21 protein-coding genes are annotated in these 19390 nt (G+C 62.2%); 7 read left to right on the forward strand and 14 right to left on the reverse strand.

What is annotated here, in order from left to right; translation table 11 throughout:
- Positions 1-84 precede the first annotated feature (84 nt).
- The 5 genes from rnhA to GR197_RS12305 all read right to left on the reverse strand — a co-directional run bounded on the left by rnhA (position 85) and on the right by GR197_RS12305 (position 3810).
- Positions 85-540 (reverse strand): ribonuclease HI, encoded by a 456-nt coding sequence (gene rnhA, locus GR197_RS12285; RefSeq protein ID WP_164009760.1) that lies wholly within the window; start codon positions 538-540, stop codon positions 85-87.
- Positions 537-1502, reverse strand: a complete 966-nt coding sequence (locus GR197_RS12290; protein ID WP_164009762.1) for a homoserine kinase — start codon at positions 1500-1502, stop codon at positions 537-539. Before GR197_RS12290 ends, rnhA begins: the two co-directional genes overlap by 4 nt.
- Before the next feature lie 80 nt (positions 1503-1582).
- On the reverse strand, positions 1583-2584 hold the full coding sequence (gene ispH / locus GR197_RS12295) for a 4-hydroxy-3-methylbut-2-enyl diphosphate reductase (protein ID WP_164009764.1): 1002 nt from the start codon (positions 2582-2584) through the stop codon (positions 1583-1585).
- A gap of 97 nt (positions 2585-2681) precedes the next feature.
- Positions 2682-3437 carry an SURF1 family cytochrome oxidase biogenesis protein gene (locus GR197_RS12300; protein WP_164009766.1) on the reverse strand — a complete coding sequence of 252 codons (756 nt, stop codon included), beginning with the start codon at positions 3435-3437 and terminating at the stop codon, positions 2682-2684.
- Entirely contained in the window at positions 3430-3810 is a 381-nt protein-coding gene (locus GR197_RS12305) for a DUF983 domain-containing protein (RefSeq protein WP_164009768.1), read from the reverse strand. Before GR197_RS12305 ends, GR197_RS12300 begins: the two co-directional genes overlap by 8 nt.
- A gap of 132 nt (positions 3811-3942) precedes the next feature.
- Between GR197_RS12305 and GR197_RS12310 the strand changes: the two genes are divergently transcribed.
- A complete protein-coding gene (locus tag GR197_RS12310) occupies positions 3943-4584 on the forward strand; it encodes a chloramphenicol phosphotransferase CPT family protein (RefSeq protein ID WP_164009770.1) in 642 nt (213 codons plus the stop codon).
- A gap of 552 nt (positions 4585-5136) precedes the next feature.
- On the opposite strand, the gene GR197_RS12315 is transcribed toward GR197_RS12310, so the two are convergent.
- The 6 genes from GR197_RS12315 to coxB all read right to left on the reverse strand — a co-directional run bounded on the left by GR197_RS12315 (position 5137) and on the right by coxB (position 10447).
- Positions 5137-6015 (reverse strand): cytochrome c oxidase subunit 3, encoded by an 879-nt coding sequence (locus GR197_RS12315; RefSeq protein WP_164009772.1) that lies wholly within the window; start codon positions 6013-6015, stop codon positions 5137-5139.
- Positions 6016-6076: 61 nt separating this feature from the next.
- Entirely contained in the window at positions 6077-6685 is a 609-nt protein-coding gene (locus tag GR197_RS12320; RefSeq protein WP_164009774.1) for a cytochrome c oxidase assembly protein, read from the reverse strand.
- A complete protein-coding gene (locus GR197_RS31970) occupies positions 6682-6822 on the reverse strand; it encodes a hypothetical protein (RefSeq protein ID WP_020048779.1) in 141 nt (46 codons plus the stop codon). Before GR197_RS31970 ends, GR197_RS12320 begins: the two co-directional genes overlap by 4 nt.
- The gene (locus GR197_RS12325) at positions 6822-7772 is read right to left on the reverse strand and encodes a heme o synthase (RefSeq protein ID WP_164009776.1); all 951 of its coding nucleotides are present in this window, start codon (positions 7770-7772) and stop codon (positions 6822-6824) included. Before GR197_RS12325 ends, GR197_RS31970 begins: the two co-directional genes overlap by 1 nt.
- Positions 7773-7838: 66 nt before the next feature.
- The gene (gene ctaD, locus GR197_RS12330) at positions 7839-9545 is read right to left on the reverse strand and encodes a cytochrome c oxidase subunit I (RefSeq protein WP_164009778.1); all 1707 of its coding nucleotides are present in this window, start codon (positions 9543-9545) and stop codon (positions 7839-7841) included.
- Between the two features lie 17 nt (positions 9546-9562).
- Complete coding sequence (coxB, locus tag GR197_RS12335) at positions 9563-10447, reverse strand: cytochrome c oxidase subunit II (protein ID WP_164009780.1); 885 nt, start codon at positions 10445-10447, stop codon at positions 9563-9565.
- 317 nt (positions 10448-10764) lie between these two features.
- On the opposite strand from coxB, the gene GR197_RS12340 reads away from it, so the two are divergent.
- The 3 genes from GR197_RS12340 to GR197_RS12350 all read left to right on the forward strand — a co-directional run bounded on the left by GR197_RS12340 (position 10765) and on the right by GR197_RS12350 (position 13792).
- Entirely contained in the window at positions 10765-11436 is a 672-nt protein-coding gene (locus tag GR197_RS12340) for an invasion associated locus B family protein (protein ID WP_204330181.1), read from the forward strand.
- 383 nt (positions 11437-11819) lie between these two features.
- The gene (gene tldD / locus GR197_RS12345; RefSeq protein WP_164009784.1) at positions 11820-13235 is read left to right on the forward strand and encodes a metalloprotease TldD; all 1416 of its coding nucleotides are present in this window, start codon (positions 11820-11822) and stop codon (positions 13233-13235) included.
- A 17-nt stretch (positions 13236-13252) separates the two neighbouring features.
- Positions 13253-13792, forward strand: a complete 540-nt coding sequence (locus GR197_RS12350) for a GNAT family N-acetyltransferase (RefSeq protein WP_164009786.1) — start codon at positions 13253-13255, stop codon at positions 13790-13792.
- On the opposite strand, the gene GR197_RS12355 is transcribed toward GR197_RS12350, so the two are convergent.
- Positions 13764-14081 carry a pyrophosphatase gene (locus GR197_RS12355; protein WP_164009788.1) on the reverse strand — a complete coding sequence of 106 codons (318 nt, stop codon included), beginning with the start codon at positions 14079-14081 and terminating at the stop codon, positions 13764-13766. The two genes, GR197_RS12350 and GR197_RS12355, sit on opposite strands and share 29 nt — an antisense overlap.
- A gap of 82 nt (positions 14082-14163) precedes the next feature.
- Positions 14164-15447 carry a D-alanyl-D-alanine carboxypeptidase family protein gene (locus GR197_RS12360; RefSeq protein ID WP_164009790.1) on the reverse strand — a complete coding sequence of 428 codons (1284 nt, stop codon included), beginning with the start codon at positions 15445-15447 and terminating at the stop codon, positions 14164-14166.
- A gap of 220 nt (positions 15448-15667) precedes the next feature.
- On the opposite strand from GR197_RS12360, the gene GR197_RS12365 reads away from it, so the two are divergent.
- Positions 15668-16705 (forward strand): polysaccharide deacetylase family protein, encoded by a 1038-nt coding sequence (locus GR197_RS12365; protein WP_164009792.1) that lies wholly within the window; start codon positions 15668-15670, stop codon positions 16703-16705.
- A 6-nt stretch (positions 16706-16711) separates the two neighbouring features.
- Here the strand turns inward: GR197_RS12365 and pdxH are convergent, their stop codons facing one another.
- Positions 16712-17332 (reverse strand): pyridoxamine 5'-phosphate oxidase, encoded by a 621-nt coding sequence (pdxH, locus tag GR197_RS12370; protein WP_164009794.1) that lies wholly within the window; start codon positions 17330-17332, stop codon positions 16712-16714.
- A 65-nt stretch (positions 17333-17397) separates the two neighbouring features.
- Here pdxH and GR197_RS12375 point away from each other — a divergent pair, with 65 nt between their 5' ends.
- A complete protein-coding gene (locus GR197_RS12375) occupies positions 17398-17856 on the forward strand; it encodes an RT0821/Lpp0805 family surface protein (RefSeq protein ID WP_037079276.1) in 459 nt (152 codons plus the stop codon).
- 264 nt (positions 17857-18120) lie between these two features.
- Positions 18121-19326 (forward strand): DnaJ C-terminal domain-containing protein, encoded by a 1206-nt coding sequence (locus GR197_RS12380; protein ID WP_164009796.1) that lies wholly within the window; start codon positions 18121-18123, stop codon positions 19324-19326.
- Positions 19327-19390 lie beyond the last annotated feature (64 nt).

Below are 19390 nucleotides of genomic sequence, written 5' to 3' on the forward strand. Positions count from 1 at the left end.
CCCCTCGCCCCGTTTACGGGGAGAAGATTAGGGTGAGGGGCAGCATTCAGGCGCAGGCGTAGTCCCCACAATCGCCGCGCGCCCTCAAAACGAAACCGCCTTACCCTTCTTAAACGGCTCCATGCCCCGGCGCGCAAGTTCATCGGCGCGTTCGTTTTCCGGGTGGCCGGCGTGGCCCTTGACCCAGTGCAGCGTCACCTTATGGCGGTCCCGGGCTTGTTCCAGGGCCTGCCAGAGCTCGGCATTCTTCACCGGCTTCTTGTCGGCGGTCTTCCAGCCGTTTTTCTTCCAGCCGAAAATCCACTTGGAGATGCCGTCCTTGACATAGGCGCTGTCGGTATAGAGATCGACCTCGCAGGGGCTCTTCAGCGCCTGTAGCGCCGAGATCGCCGCCAGCAGTTCCATGCGGTTGTTGGTCGTATCCGCCTCGCCGCCGCACAGCTCCTTTTCGGTGTCTCCATAACGCAGCACCGCGCCCCAGCCGCCGGGGCCGGGATTGCCGGAGCATGCGCCGTCGGTGAAGATATCGACATGTTTCATAGGCTCAATCCATATTCGGCCGGCGATTTGATCTGCCGGTGGAAGCGCAGCTTGCGGAGATATTCGAGCGGGTCCTTCTTGGTGACCATGGCGCCCTCGGGCGTCGTCAGCCAGTCATAGAGCCGCGTCAGGAAGAACCGCAGCGCCGAACCGCGTGACAGCACCGGCAAGGCGGCAATCTCTTCGCCGCTTAGCGGCCTGACACTCTGATAACCCTCGAGCATCGCCGTGCCCTTGGTGATGTTGTAGGCGCCGTCCTTTTCGAAGCACCAGGCATTCAGGCAGATCGAGACGTCATAGGCGAGCAGATCGTTGCAGGCAAAATAGAAATCGATCAGGCCGGAGAGCTGATCGCCGAGGAAGAAGACGTTATCCGGGAAGAGGTCGGCGTGGATGACGCCGGCCGGCAGGCCCTTCGGCCAGGCGGCGGAGAGGAAAGCGAGTTCGCTGCGGATCTCGTTCTGCAGGCCGGCCTCGACCTCGCCGGCGCGCGCCTCGGATTTCTCCCAGAGCGTTTGCCAGCCATTGACGGAAAGTGCGTTCGGGCGTGTCAGTTCGAAACCATCACCGGCGACATGCATTTCGGCCAGCGCCCGGCCCACTTCGCGGCAGTGCTTGGCTTCCGGCTTTCTCAGCCACATGCCTTCGAGGAAGGAGATCAGCGCCGCCGGGCGGCCCGACAGCGATCCGAGCAGCGCGCCATCGCGGCGCGGCAGCGGCAGCGGGCAGGACAGGCCGCGGGCGGCAAGATGCTGCATCAGGCCGAGGAAGAACGGCAGATCGGTCTTTTCCACCCGCTTCTCATAGAGCGTCAGGATCAGCGGGTCCTCGGAGGTATGCAGCAGGAAATTCGAGTTTTCGACGCCTTCGGCGATCCCCTTGTAGGAAAGCAGCGTGCCCGCGTCATATTCCGTCAGGAACCACTTCAGATCGTCTTCGGCGATATCGGTATAGACTGCCAAGTGAGGTCTCGCCTTCATGCATTGCTGGTGTTGGATCCACCGGACTGACGACCCGGCGTCGCGATAAGGTTTTGATATGATCAGCCGTTGACGAAGGCCATGTCGGCCGCCGTCAGCTCGATGCTGCGCAATTCGCGGTTGACGAGGAAATTTTCGGTTTCCTGCACCGTTTCGGCCAGCTCGACGCGGGCGTCGAAGCGGGCGCGGAACGCCTCGATGATCTCGTTGACGATGACCTCGGGGGCGGAGGCGCCGGCGGAAAGCCCGAGCGTCGAAATCGTGCCGATCGCGTTCCAGTCGAGTTCGGCGGCGCGCTGCACCAGGATCGATTTCTTCGCTCCTGCCCTCAGCGCCACTTCGACGAGACGTTTGGAATTGGAGGAATTCGGCGCGCCGACGATGATGAAGAGATCGCAGCCGGGGGCGGCCTGCTTGACCACTTCCTGGCGGTTGGTCGTCGCATAGCAGATCGAGTCCGCTGCCGGCGCCGTCAGATTCGGGAAGCGCTCGTGCAGGCGGGTGATGACGCCGGCGGTATCGTCGACCGACAGCGTCGTCTGGGTGACGTAACCGAGATTGTCGGCGTCAATCGGAATATAGGCGTCGGCATCCTCGATCGTCTCGATCAGCGATACCGATCCCTCCGGCAGCTGCCCCATCGTGCCAATCACCTCCGGGTGGCCGGCATGGCCGATGAGGACGACATGGCGGCCGAGGCGATTGTGACGCATCGCCTGTTTGTGGACCTTGGAAACCAGCGGGCAGGTGGCGTCGAGATAGAACAGGTTGCGGCTCGCCGCATCCTCCGGCACGGATTTCGGCACGCCATGTGCTGAAAAGACCACCGGCTGGGCGCGATGCTCGGCCGGGATCTCGTCCAGCTCCTCGACGAAGACGGCGCCCTTGGCTTCCAGCCCCTCGACGACATAACGATTGTGGACGATCTCGTGACGCACATAGACCGGCGCGCCATAGGATTTCAGCGCCAGCACGACAATCTGGATGGCGCGGTCGACGCCGGCGCAGAAGCCGCGCGGGCCACAGAGCCTGATCGTCAAAGGAGGTTTCGCCGCAATATTCATGTCTGTTCCGTCATGCATTCTTCAACCCTGTGCCTGCCACAGGTCCCGCGAGGGGCAATCGACCTCTAGCCCAATATAAGCGAGAATTGAAGCGATACTATTGCGCCGGCTGCTTGCCGGGTTTGCGGAACCAGGAGATCGCCACCACGGCAATGAGCACCGCGGCAAGCCCATACCAGGTGAAGGCATATTGCAGGTGGTCGTTCGGCAGAGCCACCTGGGTGACGCCGCCGATCGGCAGGCCGGCCGGATTGGGGGTGGAATCGGCGTCGACGAAAAACGGAATGACGCGCGCCTTGTCCAGCCCGACGCTTTCGGCCATGACGTCGAGATCCTTCCAATAGAAGATGTTCTTGGCGACGTCGTTGTCCGGCACCACCCAGGAGGGTTTGCCGGGAAGTTTTTCGCGGGCGAGACCCGTGACGGTCTGCTGATCGGTCAGCTGGCCCTGCATGCGCATTTCCGGCTCCTTGTTCTCATAGGGAACGAAGCCGCGATTGACCAAGAGCGTGCGCCCGTCGGCAAGCTCCAGAGGCGTATAGACGTAAAAGCCGGTCTGGCCGCGCCAGGTGGCGAAAAAGTGCCGCTCCTTGTCGTTGAGATAACGGCCGGTGGCGGTGACCCTGCGGTATTCGATGTCGCCGCCAATTGCTGCCATCGCCTCGATATCGGCAAGCGGCACGGGGGCGGCCAGCTGGCGCGCGGCGATATCGGCAAGCAGGCCTTCCTTCCAGTGGAGGCGCTCCACCTGCCAGGTGCCGAGCGAAATCAGGATAGCAAGGGCGATCAGCACCAGGATGCCGGTGATGACGGGCAGCCGGCGGCGCGGCATGACATGCTCTATTTCAGTCACTCAGGCGTCCTTCGCGGGCATTATGGCGGTACTGCATGGCAATCAGGATGCCCTTGAACCAACGCAGCGTCGTGAGCGACAGGATGATCGTCAGCGGGCCGAACAGCAGGATGTGCACCCAGATCGGCGGCCCGTAATTGACCTGCAGCCACAACACCATGCCGATGACGATGAAGCCGACGATGAGGATGACGAAGACGGCCGGGCCATCGCCGGAATCAGCGAAGGAATAATCGAGGCCGCAGGCAGCGCAACGCGGCTTGAGCCCGAGCAGACCATCGAACAGTTTGCCCTGGCCACAGCGCGGGCAGCAGCCCTTGATGCCTGTCTTGATCGGGTCGACGGGGGGAAAATGGGCGCTATCTTCGCTCATGCCATTCCTTCTGGCCATTCCTTCTCTGCAGTCCATCCTGCCTTAACTCTCCCATAAAGTATTCGCATCCCGAATGGAAATGCCTGCGCGGTTTCGCCTCAGTGATTCGCGCCAAACAGAAGAAGAAGACTGATGACCAATGACAACCATGCCGGCCAGATCATTATTCTGAACGGTGCGCCCAGAAGCGGCAAATCCAGCATTGCGCGCACAATCCAGGAGGAATTCGAGGGGCCGTGGATCAACCTCGGCGTCGACGGCTACAATGCCATGACGCCGAAGCGTTACCTGCCCGGGATCGGCCTGAGGCCGGGCGGCGAGCGGCCGGAGCTCGAAGAACTGGTGCCGTTCCTCTATGCGGCCCTTTATGAATCGATCGCCATCCACGCCGGATTGGGGCTCAATGTGGTCGCCGATCTCGGCCATCATGACAGCTACTCGCAGCCGCTCGGCATTCTCGGCGACAGCGCCCGGCGCCTGGAAGGCTTTTCCGTGCTGTTCGTCGGCGTGCACTGTCCGATCGAGACGATCATGCAGCGGCGGGAATTCAAACAGGAAGGCCGCGAGACACTGTATGTAAGAGCCACCGAAGAGGTGGCCATCCCCGAGCCGGTGCAACGCTGGCAGGATGAAGTGCACCGGCCTGGTATCTATGACATGGAACTCGACACGTCGGTGCTGACAGCGCTCGAATGCGCCGAGGCGATCCGCCTGCGCCTCGACCTCGGCATATCCGAGCCCTCGGCTTTCGAGCGCATTGCTGGCGGGCGGTGAGATCGGCCCCTCATCCGGCTGCCGCCACCTTCTCCCCGCGCGAGGGGAGAAGGGAATATGCCGCACACCCTCTCCGTCCCTCGCTGAGCTCTCGCGGGGCACGTCCCCTCGCCCCGTTTACGGGGGTCCGAAGGACGGGTCGCCGATGACGAAGCGAGGGCGGGTGTGCGCCTCTTGCCCATCGTGCCCCCACCCTCCGTCATGCTCGGGCTTGACCCGAGCATCCATGCCCACGCCTCGTCTTGTCTCGAGAGCATTGGGAGACCGTCGCTGCGAGGCTGCGGGAACGGTGGCAGACTTCGCGAAGAGGGATGGCATCGGTGAAATGCCCTCGCCTTTCTCCGTGCTCGTCGCATGGATCCTCGGGTCAAGCCCGAGGATGACGGAGCGTGGGGGAACGACGAGCAACGCCAGTGAAAACGCGTAGCCATTTGCGCCCGGAATTGCGGAAAACAAAACTATCCTCGCATTTCGCGGAATCAAAATCGACCCAAATTCCACATACAAAAAAGGCCGGCACCAGGCCCGCCTTCTATTCGAATATCGCTGCAATCAGCCGGCTGCGACGGGGGCGCCCCAGCCGCCCCAGACGTAGATGCAGAAGAACAGGAACAGCCAGACGACGTCGACGAAGTGCCAGTACCAGGCCGCGGCCTCGAAGCCGAAATGCTGTTTCGGGGTGAAGTCGCCGCGCATGGCGCGGATCAGGCAGACGGCCAGGAAGATGGTGCCGACCAGCACGTGGAAACCGTGGAAGCCGGTCGCCATGAAGAAGGTCGCGCCATAGATCGAATTCTTGAAGGCGAAGGGCGCGTGGGCATATTCATAGGCCTGCACGCAGGAGAACAGCACGCCGAGCACCACCGTCAGCGTCAGGCCCTGGATCAGGCCCTTGCGGTCGTTGTGCAGCAGCGCATGGTGCGCCCAGGTGACCGTCGTGCCGGAAAGCAGCAGGATGACGGTGTTGTAGATCGGCAGGTGCCAGGGATCGAGGACCTCGATGCCCTTCGGCGGCCAGGTGCCGCCGGTATAGAGCAGGCGCGAGGCCTGGATCGCCTCGTGCGGATAGAGGCTGGCGTCGAAATAGGCCCAGAACCAGGCAACGAAGAACATCACTTCGGAAGCGATGAACATGATCATGCCGTAGCGCAGGTGCAACGAGACGACGCGGGTGTGGGCGCCCTCATGGGCTTCCTTCACCGTATCGGCCCACCAGCCGTACATGACGTAGAGAACCAGCGCGAAGCCGATGTAGAACAGCCAGGGATTGGCGAGTTCGGCACCGGCGACCTTGAAGGAGCCACCGCTCAGGTAGCGCATGTAGCAGACGCCGCCGATCGCCATGATGAAGGCGCCGAGCGAGGCGAGAATCGGCCACGGGCTCGGATCGATGATGTGATAGTCGTGATTCTTCTGATGAGCATCGGCCATGTAGCTATCCCCGGATATCTTCCTTCACTCCGCTCCCGACATAGCCGGAAACGAGCCTTGATCAAAGTTTCTTTTCAACCTTTTCCGCTCTACCCTCATTCAAAGCCAGCGGCTTCGGACCCTCTTTCGGGTAGAACGTGTATGACAGCGTGATCGTATGGATATTCTTCGATTCCACGGCCTTGACGATTTCCGGATCGATGTAGAACGCCACCGGCATGTCGAGCTTCTCGCCCGGCTTCAGGTCTGTTTCCGTAAAGCAGAAACATTGCACCTTGTTGAAATAGACGCCCGCCTCGCCCGGCGTGACGTTGAAAACCGCCTGGCCGCGCTGGGTTTCGTTGGAGCGATTCTCCGCGGTGAAATTGACCTGGATCGTTTCGCCGATCTTCGGATTGACCTCGCGCTCGACCGGCTTGAAATCCCATTGCAGGCCGGGCGCGACATTGGCGTCGAAGGTGACGCGCATCGTGCGGTCGAGCACGACGCTCGACACCTGATCGACGCGCTGCGTCGTGCCGTTATAGCCGGTTACCTGGCAGAAGATGCGGTAGAGCGGCACGGCGGCGTAGCTCATCGCGCCCATGCCGAACACGAAGCTCAGGCACATCATCACGACGGCGCCGTTGTTGCGGGCCGGCTTTTTCGGTGCGGTGGCGTTGTCGCTCATCCGGCCGTTCCCCCGCCGATCTTCACGATTGCCATCACGTAGAAGAGAACGACGAGGCCGGCTAGCACCAGCCCGAGCGCGATGTTGCGGTTGCGGCGCGACTTGAGCTGCTTTTCCGTGAGCTTGACCAATTCCATCAGAACCAACCTCCCGTATGCGAGACCAGCACCGACGCCAGCCGGTCGATCATCAAGGCGGAGAACACAGCGAAAAGATAAAAGATCGAGAAGCCGAAGAGCTTCTTTGCCGGGATCATCTTCAGATCGCCGTCGGGCATACGCCAGACGGCGATGGAACAGTAGATGAATATCGCGCCGAGGGCGGCGGCCACCAGGCCATAGCCGAGGCTGGCGAAGCCGAGGAAGGTTGGCAACACCGCGCAGACGGCGGTCAGCACCGCATAGGCGACGATCTGATGTTTGGTCGCCCGCTCGCCGGCGACGTTCGGCAGCATCGGCACGCCGACGGCCTCGTAATCGCGCATCTTGAACAGCGCCAGCGCCCAGAAATGCGCCGGCGTCCACAGGAAGATGATCAGGAAAAGCACGGTGCTCTCGATCGTCACGCTGTCGGTTACGCAGGCCCAGCCGATCATCGGCGGAAAGGCGCCGGCGGCGCCGCCGATGACGATGTTCTGCGGCGTCGAGCGCTTCAGCCACATGGTGTAGACGACGGCATAGAAGAAGATGGTGAAGGCAAGGATGCCGGCCGAGAGCCAGTTGACGGCAAGGCCGAGGATCACCACCGAAAAGCCCGAAAGCACCAGGCCGAAGGCCAGAGCCTCCGAGGGGGCGATGCGGCCGGCCGGGATCGGACGGTTGGCGGTGCGGCTCATGATGGCGTCGATATCGGCATCGTACCACATGTTGAGGGCGCCGGAGGCGCCGGCGCCGACGGCGATACAGAGAATGGCGATCAGGCCGAGGACGGGATGGATGTGGCCGGGCGCCAGCACCAGGCCGGCAAGGGCGGTGAAGACCACGAGTGACATCACCCGCGGCTTCAGCAATTCGAAATAATCGCGCGCACTCGCTTCCGACAATTCGCCGTCCTTTGCAAGCGTCCCGTGATTGTCGATGACCGTCATCATTCCGTCCTGAATGTCAGAATATCAGGACGCCGTATCGCATGCGGCGTCCTGACACCCGCGCAATTACTTGATGCGCGGAAGCTGTTCCCACTGGTGATAGGGCGGCGGCGAAGGCAGCTGCCATTCGAGCGTCGTCGCACCCTCACCCCACGGATTGTCGCCGGCGACGCGCTTCTTGGCGAAGGCTTCGAAGACACCGAAGAGGAAGATCAGCACACCGAAGGCCGAGATGTAAGAGCCGATGGAGGACACATAGTTCCAGCCGGCAAAGGCATCCGGATAATCGATGTAGCGGCGCGGCATGCCGGCAAGGCCGAGGAAATGCTGCGGGAAGAACACCAGGTTGACGCCGATGAACATGACCCAGAAATGCAGCTTGCCGACCAACTCGTTGTACATGTAGCCGGTCATCTTCGGGAACCAGTAGTACCAGCCGGCGAAGATCGCGAAGACGGCGCCGAGCGACAGAACGTAGTGGAAGTGGGCCACGACGTAATAGGTGTCATGCAGCGAGCGGTCGAGACCGGCATTGGCGAGCTGGACGCCGGTGACGCCGCCGACCGTGAACAGGAAGATGAAGCCGATCGCCCAGAGCATCGGCGTGCGGAACGAGATCGAGCCGCCCCACATCGTCGCGATCCAGGAGAAGATCTTCACACCCGTCGGAACGGCGATGACCATCGTGGCGAAGACGAAGTAGCGCTGCGCGTCGAGCGACAGGCCGACCGTGTACATGTGGTGGGCCCAGACGACGAAGCCGACGGCGCCGATCGCGACCATGGCGTAAGCCATGCCGAGGTAACCGAAGATCGGCTTCTTCGAGAAGGTCGAGATGATGTGGCTGACCATGCCGAAGCCGGGCAGGATGAGGATATAGACCTCGGGGTGACCGAAGAACCAGAACAGGTGCTGGTAAAGGATCGGGTCGCCGCCGCCTTCCGGAGAGAAGAAGGAGGTGCCGAAGTTACGGTCGGTGAGCAGCATGGTGATGCCGCCTGCCAGGACCGGCAGCGACAGCAGCAGCAGGAAGGCGGTGATCAGCACCGACCAGGCAAACAGCGGCATCTTGTGCAGCGTCATGCCGGGAGCGCGCATGTTGAGGATCGTGGTGATGAAGTTGATCGCACCGAGGATCGACGAGGCACCGGCAATATGGAGCGCAAAGATCGCAAGGTCGACCGCCGGACCGGGCGTACCGGTTGTTGCGAGCGGCGGATACATCGTCCAGCCGCCACCCGTGCCGTAAGCGCCTGCCGGGCCTTCAACGAACATCGACAGCAAGAGCAGTGCGAAGGCCGGGACGATCAGCCAGAAGGAGATGTTGTTCAGACGCGGGAAGGCCATGTCGGGTGCGCCGATCATGATCGGCACCATCCAGTTGGCGAAACCGCCGATCATCGCCGGCATGACCATGAAGAAGATCATGATCAGCGCGTGCGCCGTGGTGAACATGTTGAACATCTGCTTGGCGCCGTCGATGGCGGCATCGCCCTCATAGCCGTAGACCATCGAGGCCAGGCCGTGGAAGATCTGGATGCCCGGCTCCTGCAGCTCCATGCGCATGGCGACGGAAAGCGCGCCGCCGATAATGCCGGCAATGATCGCGAAGATCAGATAGAGCGTGCCGATGTCCTTGTGGTTCGTCGAGAACAGCCAGCGATTGGCAAAGCTCGGCTTGTGCCCATGATCGTGGTGATCGTGATCATCATGCGCGTGGTCGTGATGGGCGTGATCATGAGAATGATCGTCGTGAGCGGAAGGTCCAGCCATTGTCCCGATCCCCTTAATTACTGTGCTTCGGCGACGTCGAGGGTCTTTGCGGGACCATCGGTTGCGGCCATGAGTGTCTTGTAGGCGCCGGGCAGGTCGCTGGCGGCTGCGGTCAGCCACTGCTTGTACTTGTCCTCGGAGACGACGCGGATGGCGATCGGCATGAACGCATGGTCCTTACCGCAGAGCTCGGAACACTGGCCATAGAACAGGCCTTCGCGCTCGGCCTTGAACCAGGTCTCGTTCAGGCGACCCGGCACGGCATCGATCTTGACGCCGAAGGACGGCATGGCGAAAGCATGGATGACGTCGGTCGGGGCAGAGGTCACGAGAACGCGGACCGTCTTGTTAACCGGCAGGACCAGCTCGTTATCGACGGCGAGAAGCCTGGGATAAACCGACTTGTCTTCCTTGCCGGCGGCAGCGCGGTCCTGATCCTTCAGGAGATAGCTGTCGAAAGCGAGCGGGTTGTCGCCCGAACCTTCATATTCGTAGTTCCACTGCCACTGGGTGGCGGTCGCCTTGATCGTCACGTCGGGGTTTTCGGGCAGCGTCAGCTGCGCCGTCAGCAGGTTGAACGAGGGAATGGCGAGAAGAAGCAGCACCAGGACCGGCCCCACGGTCCAGGCAATCTCGATCAGCGTGTTGTGGCTCGTCCTCGAGGGAACCGGGTTCGCGCTCGCGCGGAACTTGACGCAGACGACGATGAGCAGGGCCAGAACGAAGAGCGTGATCGGAACGATAAACCACAAAGTATATTGTTCGAACCAGTGGATCTCCCGCATGATCGGCGTTGCCGCCGGCTGCAGCGTCGCCTGCCACGGCATTGGCTGGTCGGCATATGTGCCGGAAGCAAAAAGCAGACAGACCAGCGCGGTCAGAGCTGCATAAGCCTTCTTCATCACCTTATTATCTCCCTCGAGCGCTTGACCTGCAAAATAGAACGCAGAATCCTTGCCATCTTCAGCGCTTCAAACCACAGTTTGGCATTTGCCGCAACAGGTCAGAGCAATTGTCTATGCGGCATTTTTGCTGAAAGCATAGGCAGGCCAGAACGGCAAAACATCCCAAGTTTTTCATCAGCATATGAAAAATCGGCTTTCCGGCCAACCCGCGCGCCACACATTATTTAGGAAAGGTCCAATTTCCGCCGCAGTCCCCCGGTTTTCACGGGGTGGGGCTTTTCATTTTTGGTGGGCAGCTTCAACAATAGCCGCAAATGATTCGATATCCAGAGGTTTCCATGGGTTTCCGTTCCCTCGCGCAGTCGCTTCTCGTGACTGCCAGCATCGCGGCCGCAGCGACGACGTCCGTTTTCGCACAGCAGCAACCCGCGCCGGCCCAGGCCAAGCCGCCGGCTGCCGCGCCGGCCCCTGCCCCGGCTCCCGCTACGACGCCGCAGCAGCCGAGTGCGGCCAAACCGAATATCCAGGTGACACCCGGCCAGACCCAGCCGCAGGCGCCGGGCACGGTGAAATCCAATCACGGCGCATGGTCCGTCGTCTGCGACAAGCCGGCCGGCGCCTCGACCGAACAATGCGCGCTGATGCAAAACGTCATCGCCGAGGACCGGCCGGAGGTCGGGCTTTCCGTCGTCGTGTTGAAGACGGCCGACCGCAAGTCGAAGATTCTTCGCGTGCTGGCGCCGCTCGGCGTGCTCTTGCCGAACGGCCTCGGGCTCAATGTCGACGGCAAGGATATCGGCCGCGCCTATTTCGTGCGCTGCTTCGCCGATGGTTGTTATGCCGAGGTCGTGCTCGAGGACGAACTGCTGAAAACCTTCCGTAGCGGCGCCCAGGCAACCTTCATCGTCTTCCAGACCCCGGAAGAAGGCATCGGCATCCCCGTCGACCTCAAGGGCTTCGCCGAAGGTTTTGACGCGCTGCCTTGAGGGTTTGCGGGCGCGCGCACCTACGCTCGCCCCCTCACCCGTTGCTGTACTCGCTCCATAGGCTCATCCCACCCTCCGTCATGCTCGGGCTTGACCCGAGCATCCACGCGACACCCTCGGTGGCGGCATGGATCCTCGGCTCAAGGCCGAGGAGGACGGAGGATGGGGTGACCTTCCAGCCAAACTTGACGCTGGCGCGGGGAAATCCATCCGGCAGGAGCGCCCCTGCAGCGCAAAGCGACAAAACGCTTATATCTCCTTCGCGCGCACTCCCATCTCCTGAAATGAATTTGCCCCACAAAGAATATTCCACCGCAGGGCTTCACTCCTTATCATAAGGAGCCCTATCTAAGGCGTAAGCGCATTCCCATTGGAGCCAGACCATGACCACCGACCTCCTGACGCTATTCGATGCCGACGAAGCCACCATGCGTGGTCTGGTCGCCGAGGCGCTCGCCGGCGCCGATGATGGCGAGCTGTTTATCGAGCATGCGCAGGCCGAAGCGCTGACCTTCGACAATGGTCGGCTGAAGGGCGGCAGCTTCAACACCGAGCAGGGGTTCGGCCTGCGCGCCGTTGCCGGCGAAGCGGTCGGTTTCGCCCATGCCGGCGATCTCTCGGTGGCGGCGCTGAAGCGGGCGGCGGATGCTGTGGGCGCAGTGACACGCGGCTATTCCGGCACTTACGCCGCAGCCCCCCAGCGCACCAACAAGAAATTCTACGGCGACCAGAACCCGATCGGTCAGCCGAGCTTCGAGGAGAAGGTCAAGGTCCTGCGGGATATCGACGCCTATCTCCGGGGCAAGAACGACAAGGTGCGGCAGGTGACGGCCTCGGTCGCGGCGAGCTGGCAGGTGGTCGACATTCTGCGCGCCGACGGACACCGCGTGCGCGACATCAGGCCGATGACCCGCATCAACATCTCGGTCATGGTCGGCGAAGGCGATCGGCAGGAAAGCGGCTCCTACGGCAGCGGCGGGCGCATCGGCTTCGGCGATTTCATCGCCGAGGGCAGTTGGCAGTACGGCGCCGACGAGGCGCTGCGTCAGGCGCTCGTCAACCTCGAGGCAATCGATGCGCCGGCGGGCACGATGGATGTCGTTCTCGGCTCCGGCTGGCCGGGCGTGATGCTGCACGAGGCCGTTGGCCACGGGCTGGAAGGCGATTTCAACCGCAAGAAGACGTCCGCTTTTTCAGGCCTGCTCGGCCAGATGGTCGCCGCCCCCGGCGTCACCGTCGTCGACGACGGCACGATCGACAACCGCCGCGGCTCGATCACCATCGACGATGAGGGCACGCCGTCGGGGTACAACGTGCTGATCGAGAACGGCAAACTGGTCGGCTATATGCAGGATCGGCAGAATGCCCGGCTGATGGGCATGCAGCCCACCGGCAACGGCCGCCGCCAGGGTTATGCCCATGTGCCGATGCCGCGCATGACCAACACCTATATGCTCGGCGGCGACAAGTCGCCTGAAGAAATCATCGCCTCGGTGAAGAAGGGCATCTATGCCGTCTCCTTCGGCGGCGGCCAGGTGGATATCACCTCCGGCAAGTTCGTCTTCGGCTGCACCGAGGCCTATCTGATCGAAAACGGCAAGGTCGGCGCGCCGATCAAGGGCGCTATGCTGATCGGCAACGGCCCGGATGCGATGAAGCGGGTGTCGATGATCGGCAACGACATGAAGCTCGATACCGGCATCGGCAATTGCGGCAAGGGCGGCCAATGGGTTCCGGTCGGCGTCGGCCAGCCGCATCTGCGCATGGATCAGGTGACCGTCGGCGGCACCCAGACCTGAGGCGAAAGGAGCCTGTGATGGCGGAGGTCGAGATCAGGCGTTTCAGCGAAGACGACGCCGATGCCGTGCTGTCTGTGATCCTGACGATCCAGCGTCAGGAGTTCGGCATCGATATATCAGCCGACGCGCAGCCGGATCTGCGGGTGATCCCGGATTTTTATCAGTCCGGCAAGGGGCAGTTCTGGGTCGCGGTCGAGGATGGCGCGATCGTCGGCACGCTGGGCTTGAAGGATATCGGCAACAATCAGGCGGCACTGCGCAAGATGTTCGTCGCCGCCGCGGTTCGCGGTGGTGAACACGGCGTGGCAGCGCGGCTCCTTGACCGGATGTTTTCCCACGCCAGGGATGCCGGCCTCATCGAAATCTTCCTCGGCACGACAGACAAATTCGTCGCCGCCCATCGCTTCTACGAGAAGAACGGCTTCACCGAGATCGCCAAGAGCGCCCTGCCCCGCTCGTTTCCGTTGATGGCGGTGGACAGCAAGTTTTATCGACATAAGGTCGACTCACTCCAGCAGCCGGCATGCCTCAGCCCTTCAGCACCTCCGCCGGCTTGAACAGCCACTTCCGTTCGATCGCCGCGGCAAGATCGATATCGTTGCGGCGGGCAAACAGCAGCAAGTGACCGAGAAGGTCGGCGGTCTCGTCGGCCAGATCGCGCCGCATGTCCTCAGGCGAGCGGCCTTTCGCACGGCCGCGGCCGGTCAGCCGATTCCATGCCTGGGTCAGTTCGCCCATTTCCTCCTGCAGTTTCAGCAGAAACCAATCGGCGTCGCGTTCGATACCGTTGGCGGCGACATGGGCAGAGGAAGAGATTTCGAACTGATCGGCAAGACGACGCAACATCAGTGTTCTCCTTTTGTTTATGGAAGAGACGCTGATTCCCGATGTGTGTCCAGAGGGGATTGCCGGAATGATAATGTGACGATCAGCCGTGGTCCGGCAGCAGCATGCAGTCATAGGAGCGCTGCTTCAGCGCAGCGCAGGCGGAGACGGCGGCATCCTTGCTTGCGAAGCCGACGAAGCGGGCGCGGTAGATCTTGTTGGCGCCCTTCCCGACCGGCTCGGTATAGGGCGAGGCGGAAACCAGCGGCGCGCCGCCTTCGGACTTCGCCTGGGCGAGAAGTGCGCGCGCGGCATCGGCGCTCGGAGCGGCCGAGATCTGGATCTGCCAGTCGCCATCGCTCTTTTCCGCCGACATTTTCGGCGCCTTGCCGGCGTTCAGGATTTCGTCCATCGCGACCGGACGCTCCAGCGGCACGACAGTGTCATCGGCATAGGCCAGGCTCTTTGCTGCCAGATCGTCGGCCTGGCGTGGTGCGCTGAGCGGCACCGGAACATCGGAATCGTCGGCGGCGGACGCGACTTCGACAGGCTCCCTGGCGCCGACGCTCGCCACCAGCTTTGCACCGCCGGAAGACGAGGCACGGCCGAGATAACGATCGAGCAGACCGGCCATCTTGTCGTCGCGGCTGCGAGCGGTGCGGCCGCCGAGCACGACGCCGACGACGCGGCGGTTGCCGTCCCGGACGGCGCTGACGAGATTAAAGCCGGAGGCGTTGGTGTAGCCGGTCTTGATGCCGTCCATGCCTTGGTAGCGATACATGAGATTGTTGTGGCCGCGCACGGTCCGGCCGCGGAAATTGAAACTTGCCGTCGAAAACAGCCGGTATTCGTTCGGATAATTCTTCATCAGCGCGATGGCGAGCGTCGACATATCTCGCGCCGTGGTGACCTGACGACCGTCCGGCAGGCCTGAGGCGTTGACGAAGACGGTGCGGCTCATGCCGAGCTGGCGGGCTTTGGCGGTCATCATCCCGGCAAAACCGCTTTCCGAGCCGCCGAGCTTTTCGCCCATGGCGGAGGCGGCATCATTGGCGGATTTGATGATCATGCCATAGACCGCCTCGCGCACGGTGATCGTGCCGCCGGCCTTGACGCCAAGCTTGGTCGGCGGCCGGGAGGCGGCGTATTTCGACATCTTGATCGGCGTATCCCAGGCGATCTTGCCGCGCTTCAGAGCTTCGAAGGTGAGATAGAGCGTCATCATCTTGGTCAGCGAGGCCGGATGGTTCAGCGTATCGGCGTTTTCGGCGGCGAGAACCTTGCCTGTGCGGGCATCGAGGACCAGCGAGGCGCTGCCGGCAAGCGCTGCAAGAGGCGCCGAAACGGCAAGCGTTACGGTCAAAACAGCCGCCAAAAGCGTTCTCATGCAGTTCCCCTTGATGCGTCGGCTCTCGAATGGATCGGCCTTTGTGCCGTAATGTGACAGAAGCCGTAAGTTTGGCGCGACTTTGAGGCAACGCCTATCATTTTTCTAGTCTTTTCATCGTCTTGGTTAACAGGAAATGAGAGACCTGTGCACAATCGGGATTCAGCAAGGCTTAAGTCGCTCTTGCTATTTTCCCGCAAATATTGGGAACGGACGCCGGATGACGGGACAATTGAAGCGACTGGCAAAACGCGCAGCGATCGGCGCCGGGCTCGAGCTCTCCTGGCTTCTCGCCGCCGCCGGGTTGATGCGCGAAGCACGTGGACGCGGCCTCATCTTCACGCTGCATCATGTCCGCCCGCACGTGCCGGAGGCTTTCGAGCCGAACGCGCATCTCGAAATCACCCCGCGCTTTCTCGACACGGCGCTGCGGCGGCTGCGGCGGGACGGCTATCGCTTCGTACCGCTCGACCAGGTGCCGGCGCTGCTAGCGGAACCCGAGGGCGGAAAGCTGTTTGCAGCCTTCACGCTCGACGACGGCTACATTAACAATCTGGAGCACGCGCTGCCGGTGTTCGAACAGCATCGGGCGCCGTTCACGGTGTTTGTCGCCAAGGGTTTTGCCGAGGGCTCGCACAGCATCTGGTGGGAGACGCTCGCCGTCCTGTTGCGCCGGCAAAGCGAACTCCGCTTCGATTTCGGCGGCGGCAGCGAGCGCCTGGCGCTCGACAATCCGCAGCAGCAATGGGATGCCTTCGACCGCTTCGCCGCCTATATCCACCGCTCCGACGAGGCGCGCGCCGTCGCCGCCATCGACATGCTGGCGCGGGAAAACGGCATCGAGCCGACCGATATCACCCGCGAACTGGTGATGCAGCCCCGCCAGTTGCAAAGGCTGGTGACCCATCCGCTCGCAACAATCGGCGCCCATACTATCAGTCATCGGGCGCTGGCCCGCCTGCCGGAAGCCGAAGCGCGGATCGAGATGCAGGTTTCGGCCGATTACGTCGAGGCGGTGACCGGCATCCGCCCCGTGACGATCGCCTATCCCTACGGCACACCGGAGGCTGCGACCGCGCGCGAGGCGGCGATTGCCCGCAATCTCGGCTTCCAGGCTGCGGTCACCACCCAGCCGGGCCTGCCGGCGGCAAGGCAAACCGCCTATCTCTCGCGCATTTCGCTGAACGGCTTCTACCAGAAGCGACGCTACGTCTCCGCGCTTGCCTCCGGCATTCCGCTGAAGCTGATGGGCAAATAGGGCCGCTTACGGATACATCCTGACCTTGTCCCATGCGCCTTCCGGCGAGGGCCGGCGGAATTCGACCCGGTCATGCAGGCGGAATTTCTGATCTTTCCAGAATTCGATCGAGGTCGGCCGGATGCGGAAGCCCGACCAGTGGGCGGGGCGTGGAATCTCGCCGATCGCATAACGCGCAGTATATTCGGCCACGGCCTTTTCGAGCGCGAAACGGCTTTCAAGCGGGCGGGATTGTTTCGAGGCCCAGGCGCCGATGCGGCTGCCGCGCGCCCGCGTCTTGAAATAAGCATCGGCTTCGGCGTCGCTGACGATCTCGACCGGGCCGCGCAGCCTGACCTGGCGGCGCAGGCTTTTCCAGTGAAAACACATGGCGGCCTTTTTCTGGCCCAGAATTTCAAGGCCTTTCTGACTCTCGAAATTGGTGTAGAAGACGAAACCGTCGTCGTCGAATCCCTTCAGGAGAACCATGCGGACATTGGGAAGGCCATCCTCGTCGACCGTTGCCAGCGCCACGGCGTTCGGATCGTTGGGTTCGGAAGCCTCCGCTTCTCCAAGCCATTCGGCAAAGAGCTTGAAGGGTTCGCCACTTTCGGTAAAGTCACCGCTTGTTAACTCGTTTGCCGACATATTGGTTCAAATGCCCCGGATTATTCAAAACTCGCCCAGCTTTCGATAACTGGACAGGATGCAGGGTGGAAGTCATAGCAAAGTCATATCGCCATACAAAGGGCCTGCGGCGACGCAGCAGCGTGTTCTTCGTCATCGGCGTTGCAATGCTTTCGCTTTCCGGCTGCCTTGCCGGCGGCATGGATTTTCTCAGTGAAGCCAAGGTCGATCGGTCGGTGGCAACCGGCACCGTGCCGCAGACGCCGCCGAGCACCGATACGCTTTCCGACGAGATGACCGTGCGCAACGCTGTGACCTCGGCCGATGTGCAAAGGCTCGAGGGCCAGCCGCTTCCCTGGGCGAATGCATCGACGGGCAGCGCCGGCGTCATCGATACGATCGTCGAGAACAACGAATCAGGCCAGGTCTGCCGCCAGTTCCGCACCACGCGGCACTCCTATGTCGGCATCGCCAAATTCTACGGCAAGACCTGCCTGGTCGGCGGCGGCAACTGGCAGCTTTTGAGCTTTCAGCCAGAAAGTTGATCCGGCTCGCCGGCAGGTTAACGCCTGACGGCTTTCCGCCACATGCTTAGCAAAGAGCTAACCATTCGGCGCAAAACATCGCACATCTCTCCTCAGAAATAAGAAGTGATTAGCAACTCCGACGCACGATCAGCGTTGAGAGGGGTTGTCCTTGCCTTTGCGGCGGGATGGCGCGTTCCGAGTTGATATTGAGCTTTTACGATTGGAATTTCGGGATGCCGGGCAAGGACGTGGCTTCCCGCATCGCAACATCGGCGGTTTGACATGCGCGATCCTTATAAAATTCTGGGCGTCAAGCGCGACGCTGCAGCAGACGAGATCAAGGCGGCTTGGCGCAATATGGCCAAATCTGCCCATCCAGACCACAATCAGAGCGACCCGACGGCGACGGCCCGGTTCGCCGAGATCGGCCGTGCCTATGAAACGCTGAAGGACCCGCGCAAACGCAGCCTGTTCGACAATGCCGTGCGGATGGCGGAAGCCAAGAAAAACGAACAGACGATCATGCAGCAGCGCCACGCCGCGCGCGAGGCTGCCCTGCGCGCCAAGGCGGCGCAGGCCAATGCCGAGCGGGTAATGGAAGAGCTTGCGCGCGCCGCCCAGAAGGCCGCTGCCGAAGGCCCCAGACAACAGGTCGGATCAGCTGAGCCCGCCGACGAAATGGTCGATCGCATTTTCGGCGCTCAGGCCCGCGCTGCGGCCGGCGGCCAGGCACAGGCTCGCGCACAACAGGCGCAATACCAGCAGGCCCAGAGCCAGCAGACACAGAATCAGCAGGCCCCGAACCAGCAGGCAGGCGAGGCCGGCAGGCGCGTGGATGGCGACGCCGCGGAGGCCGACACCAAGGGCGACGAGGAGGCCGGCGAGGCTGGGCCAAATGCCGGCGCCAACCTGCCGCTGCCGCTCAGCATCCTGACCTCCCTGGTGCGCCGTTTCACCGGCGCCAAGGATACCGGCCTGGAAAAAGCACCGGATGAGGTGGCGACGGCAACGGTTTCGATCGACGACGTGCTGAAGAGCGGCTGGATCACCGCCTCACTGCCGGAGGGTCGCGAAATCGGCTTCGCGTTGCCGGCCGGCACAAGAGATGGCCATGAGCTGCGGCTCAAGGGACAGGGCTTCAAGCTGCCGGGCATGCAACGCGGCGACGCCGTCATCAATATTCGCATCGCGCCCGATCCGCGCTTCACGGTCGACGGCTTCGACCTGCACGCCGTGCTGCCGCTCAGCATCGAAAATGCCGTTCTCGGCACCGAGGCGCGCATCGAGGGACCGAACGGGCCGCTCAACATTACGGTTCCCGCCTGGTCGGGCTCGGACAAGACGATCAGCATCCCCGGCCAGGGATTGCCCCGCGAGGAAGGCGGCAGAGGCGATCTCGTCGTCGAATTGCGCATTATCCTGTGGGAAAAACCCGACGACAAAGTCACCGATCTGATGCGGAGCATGCGCGAAGGCCTGTTCCTGTGAAATATTTATGACTTTCGCACCCTTTGTTACGATACCTAACAGTTGATGATCCAGGCCAAGCTTG

The sequence above is a fragment of the Rhizobium phaseoli genome, from assembly GCF_010668805.1.
GTDB classification, from domain to species: Bacteria; Pseudomonadota; Alphaproteobacteria; order Rhizobiales; family Rhizobiaceae; genus Rhizobium; species Rhizobium phaseoli_A.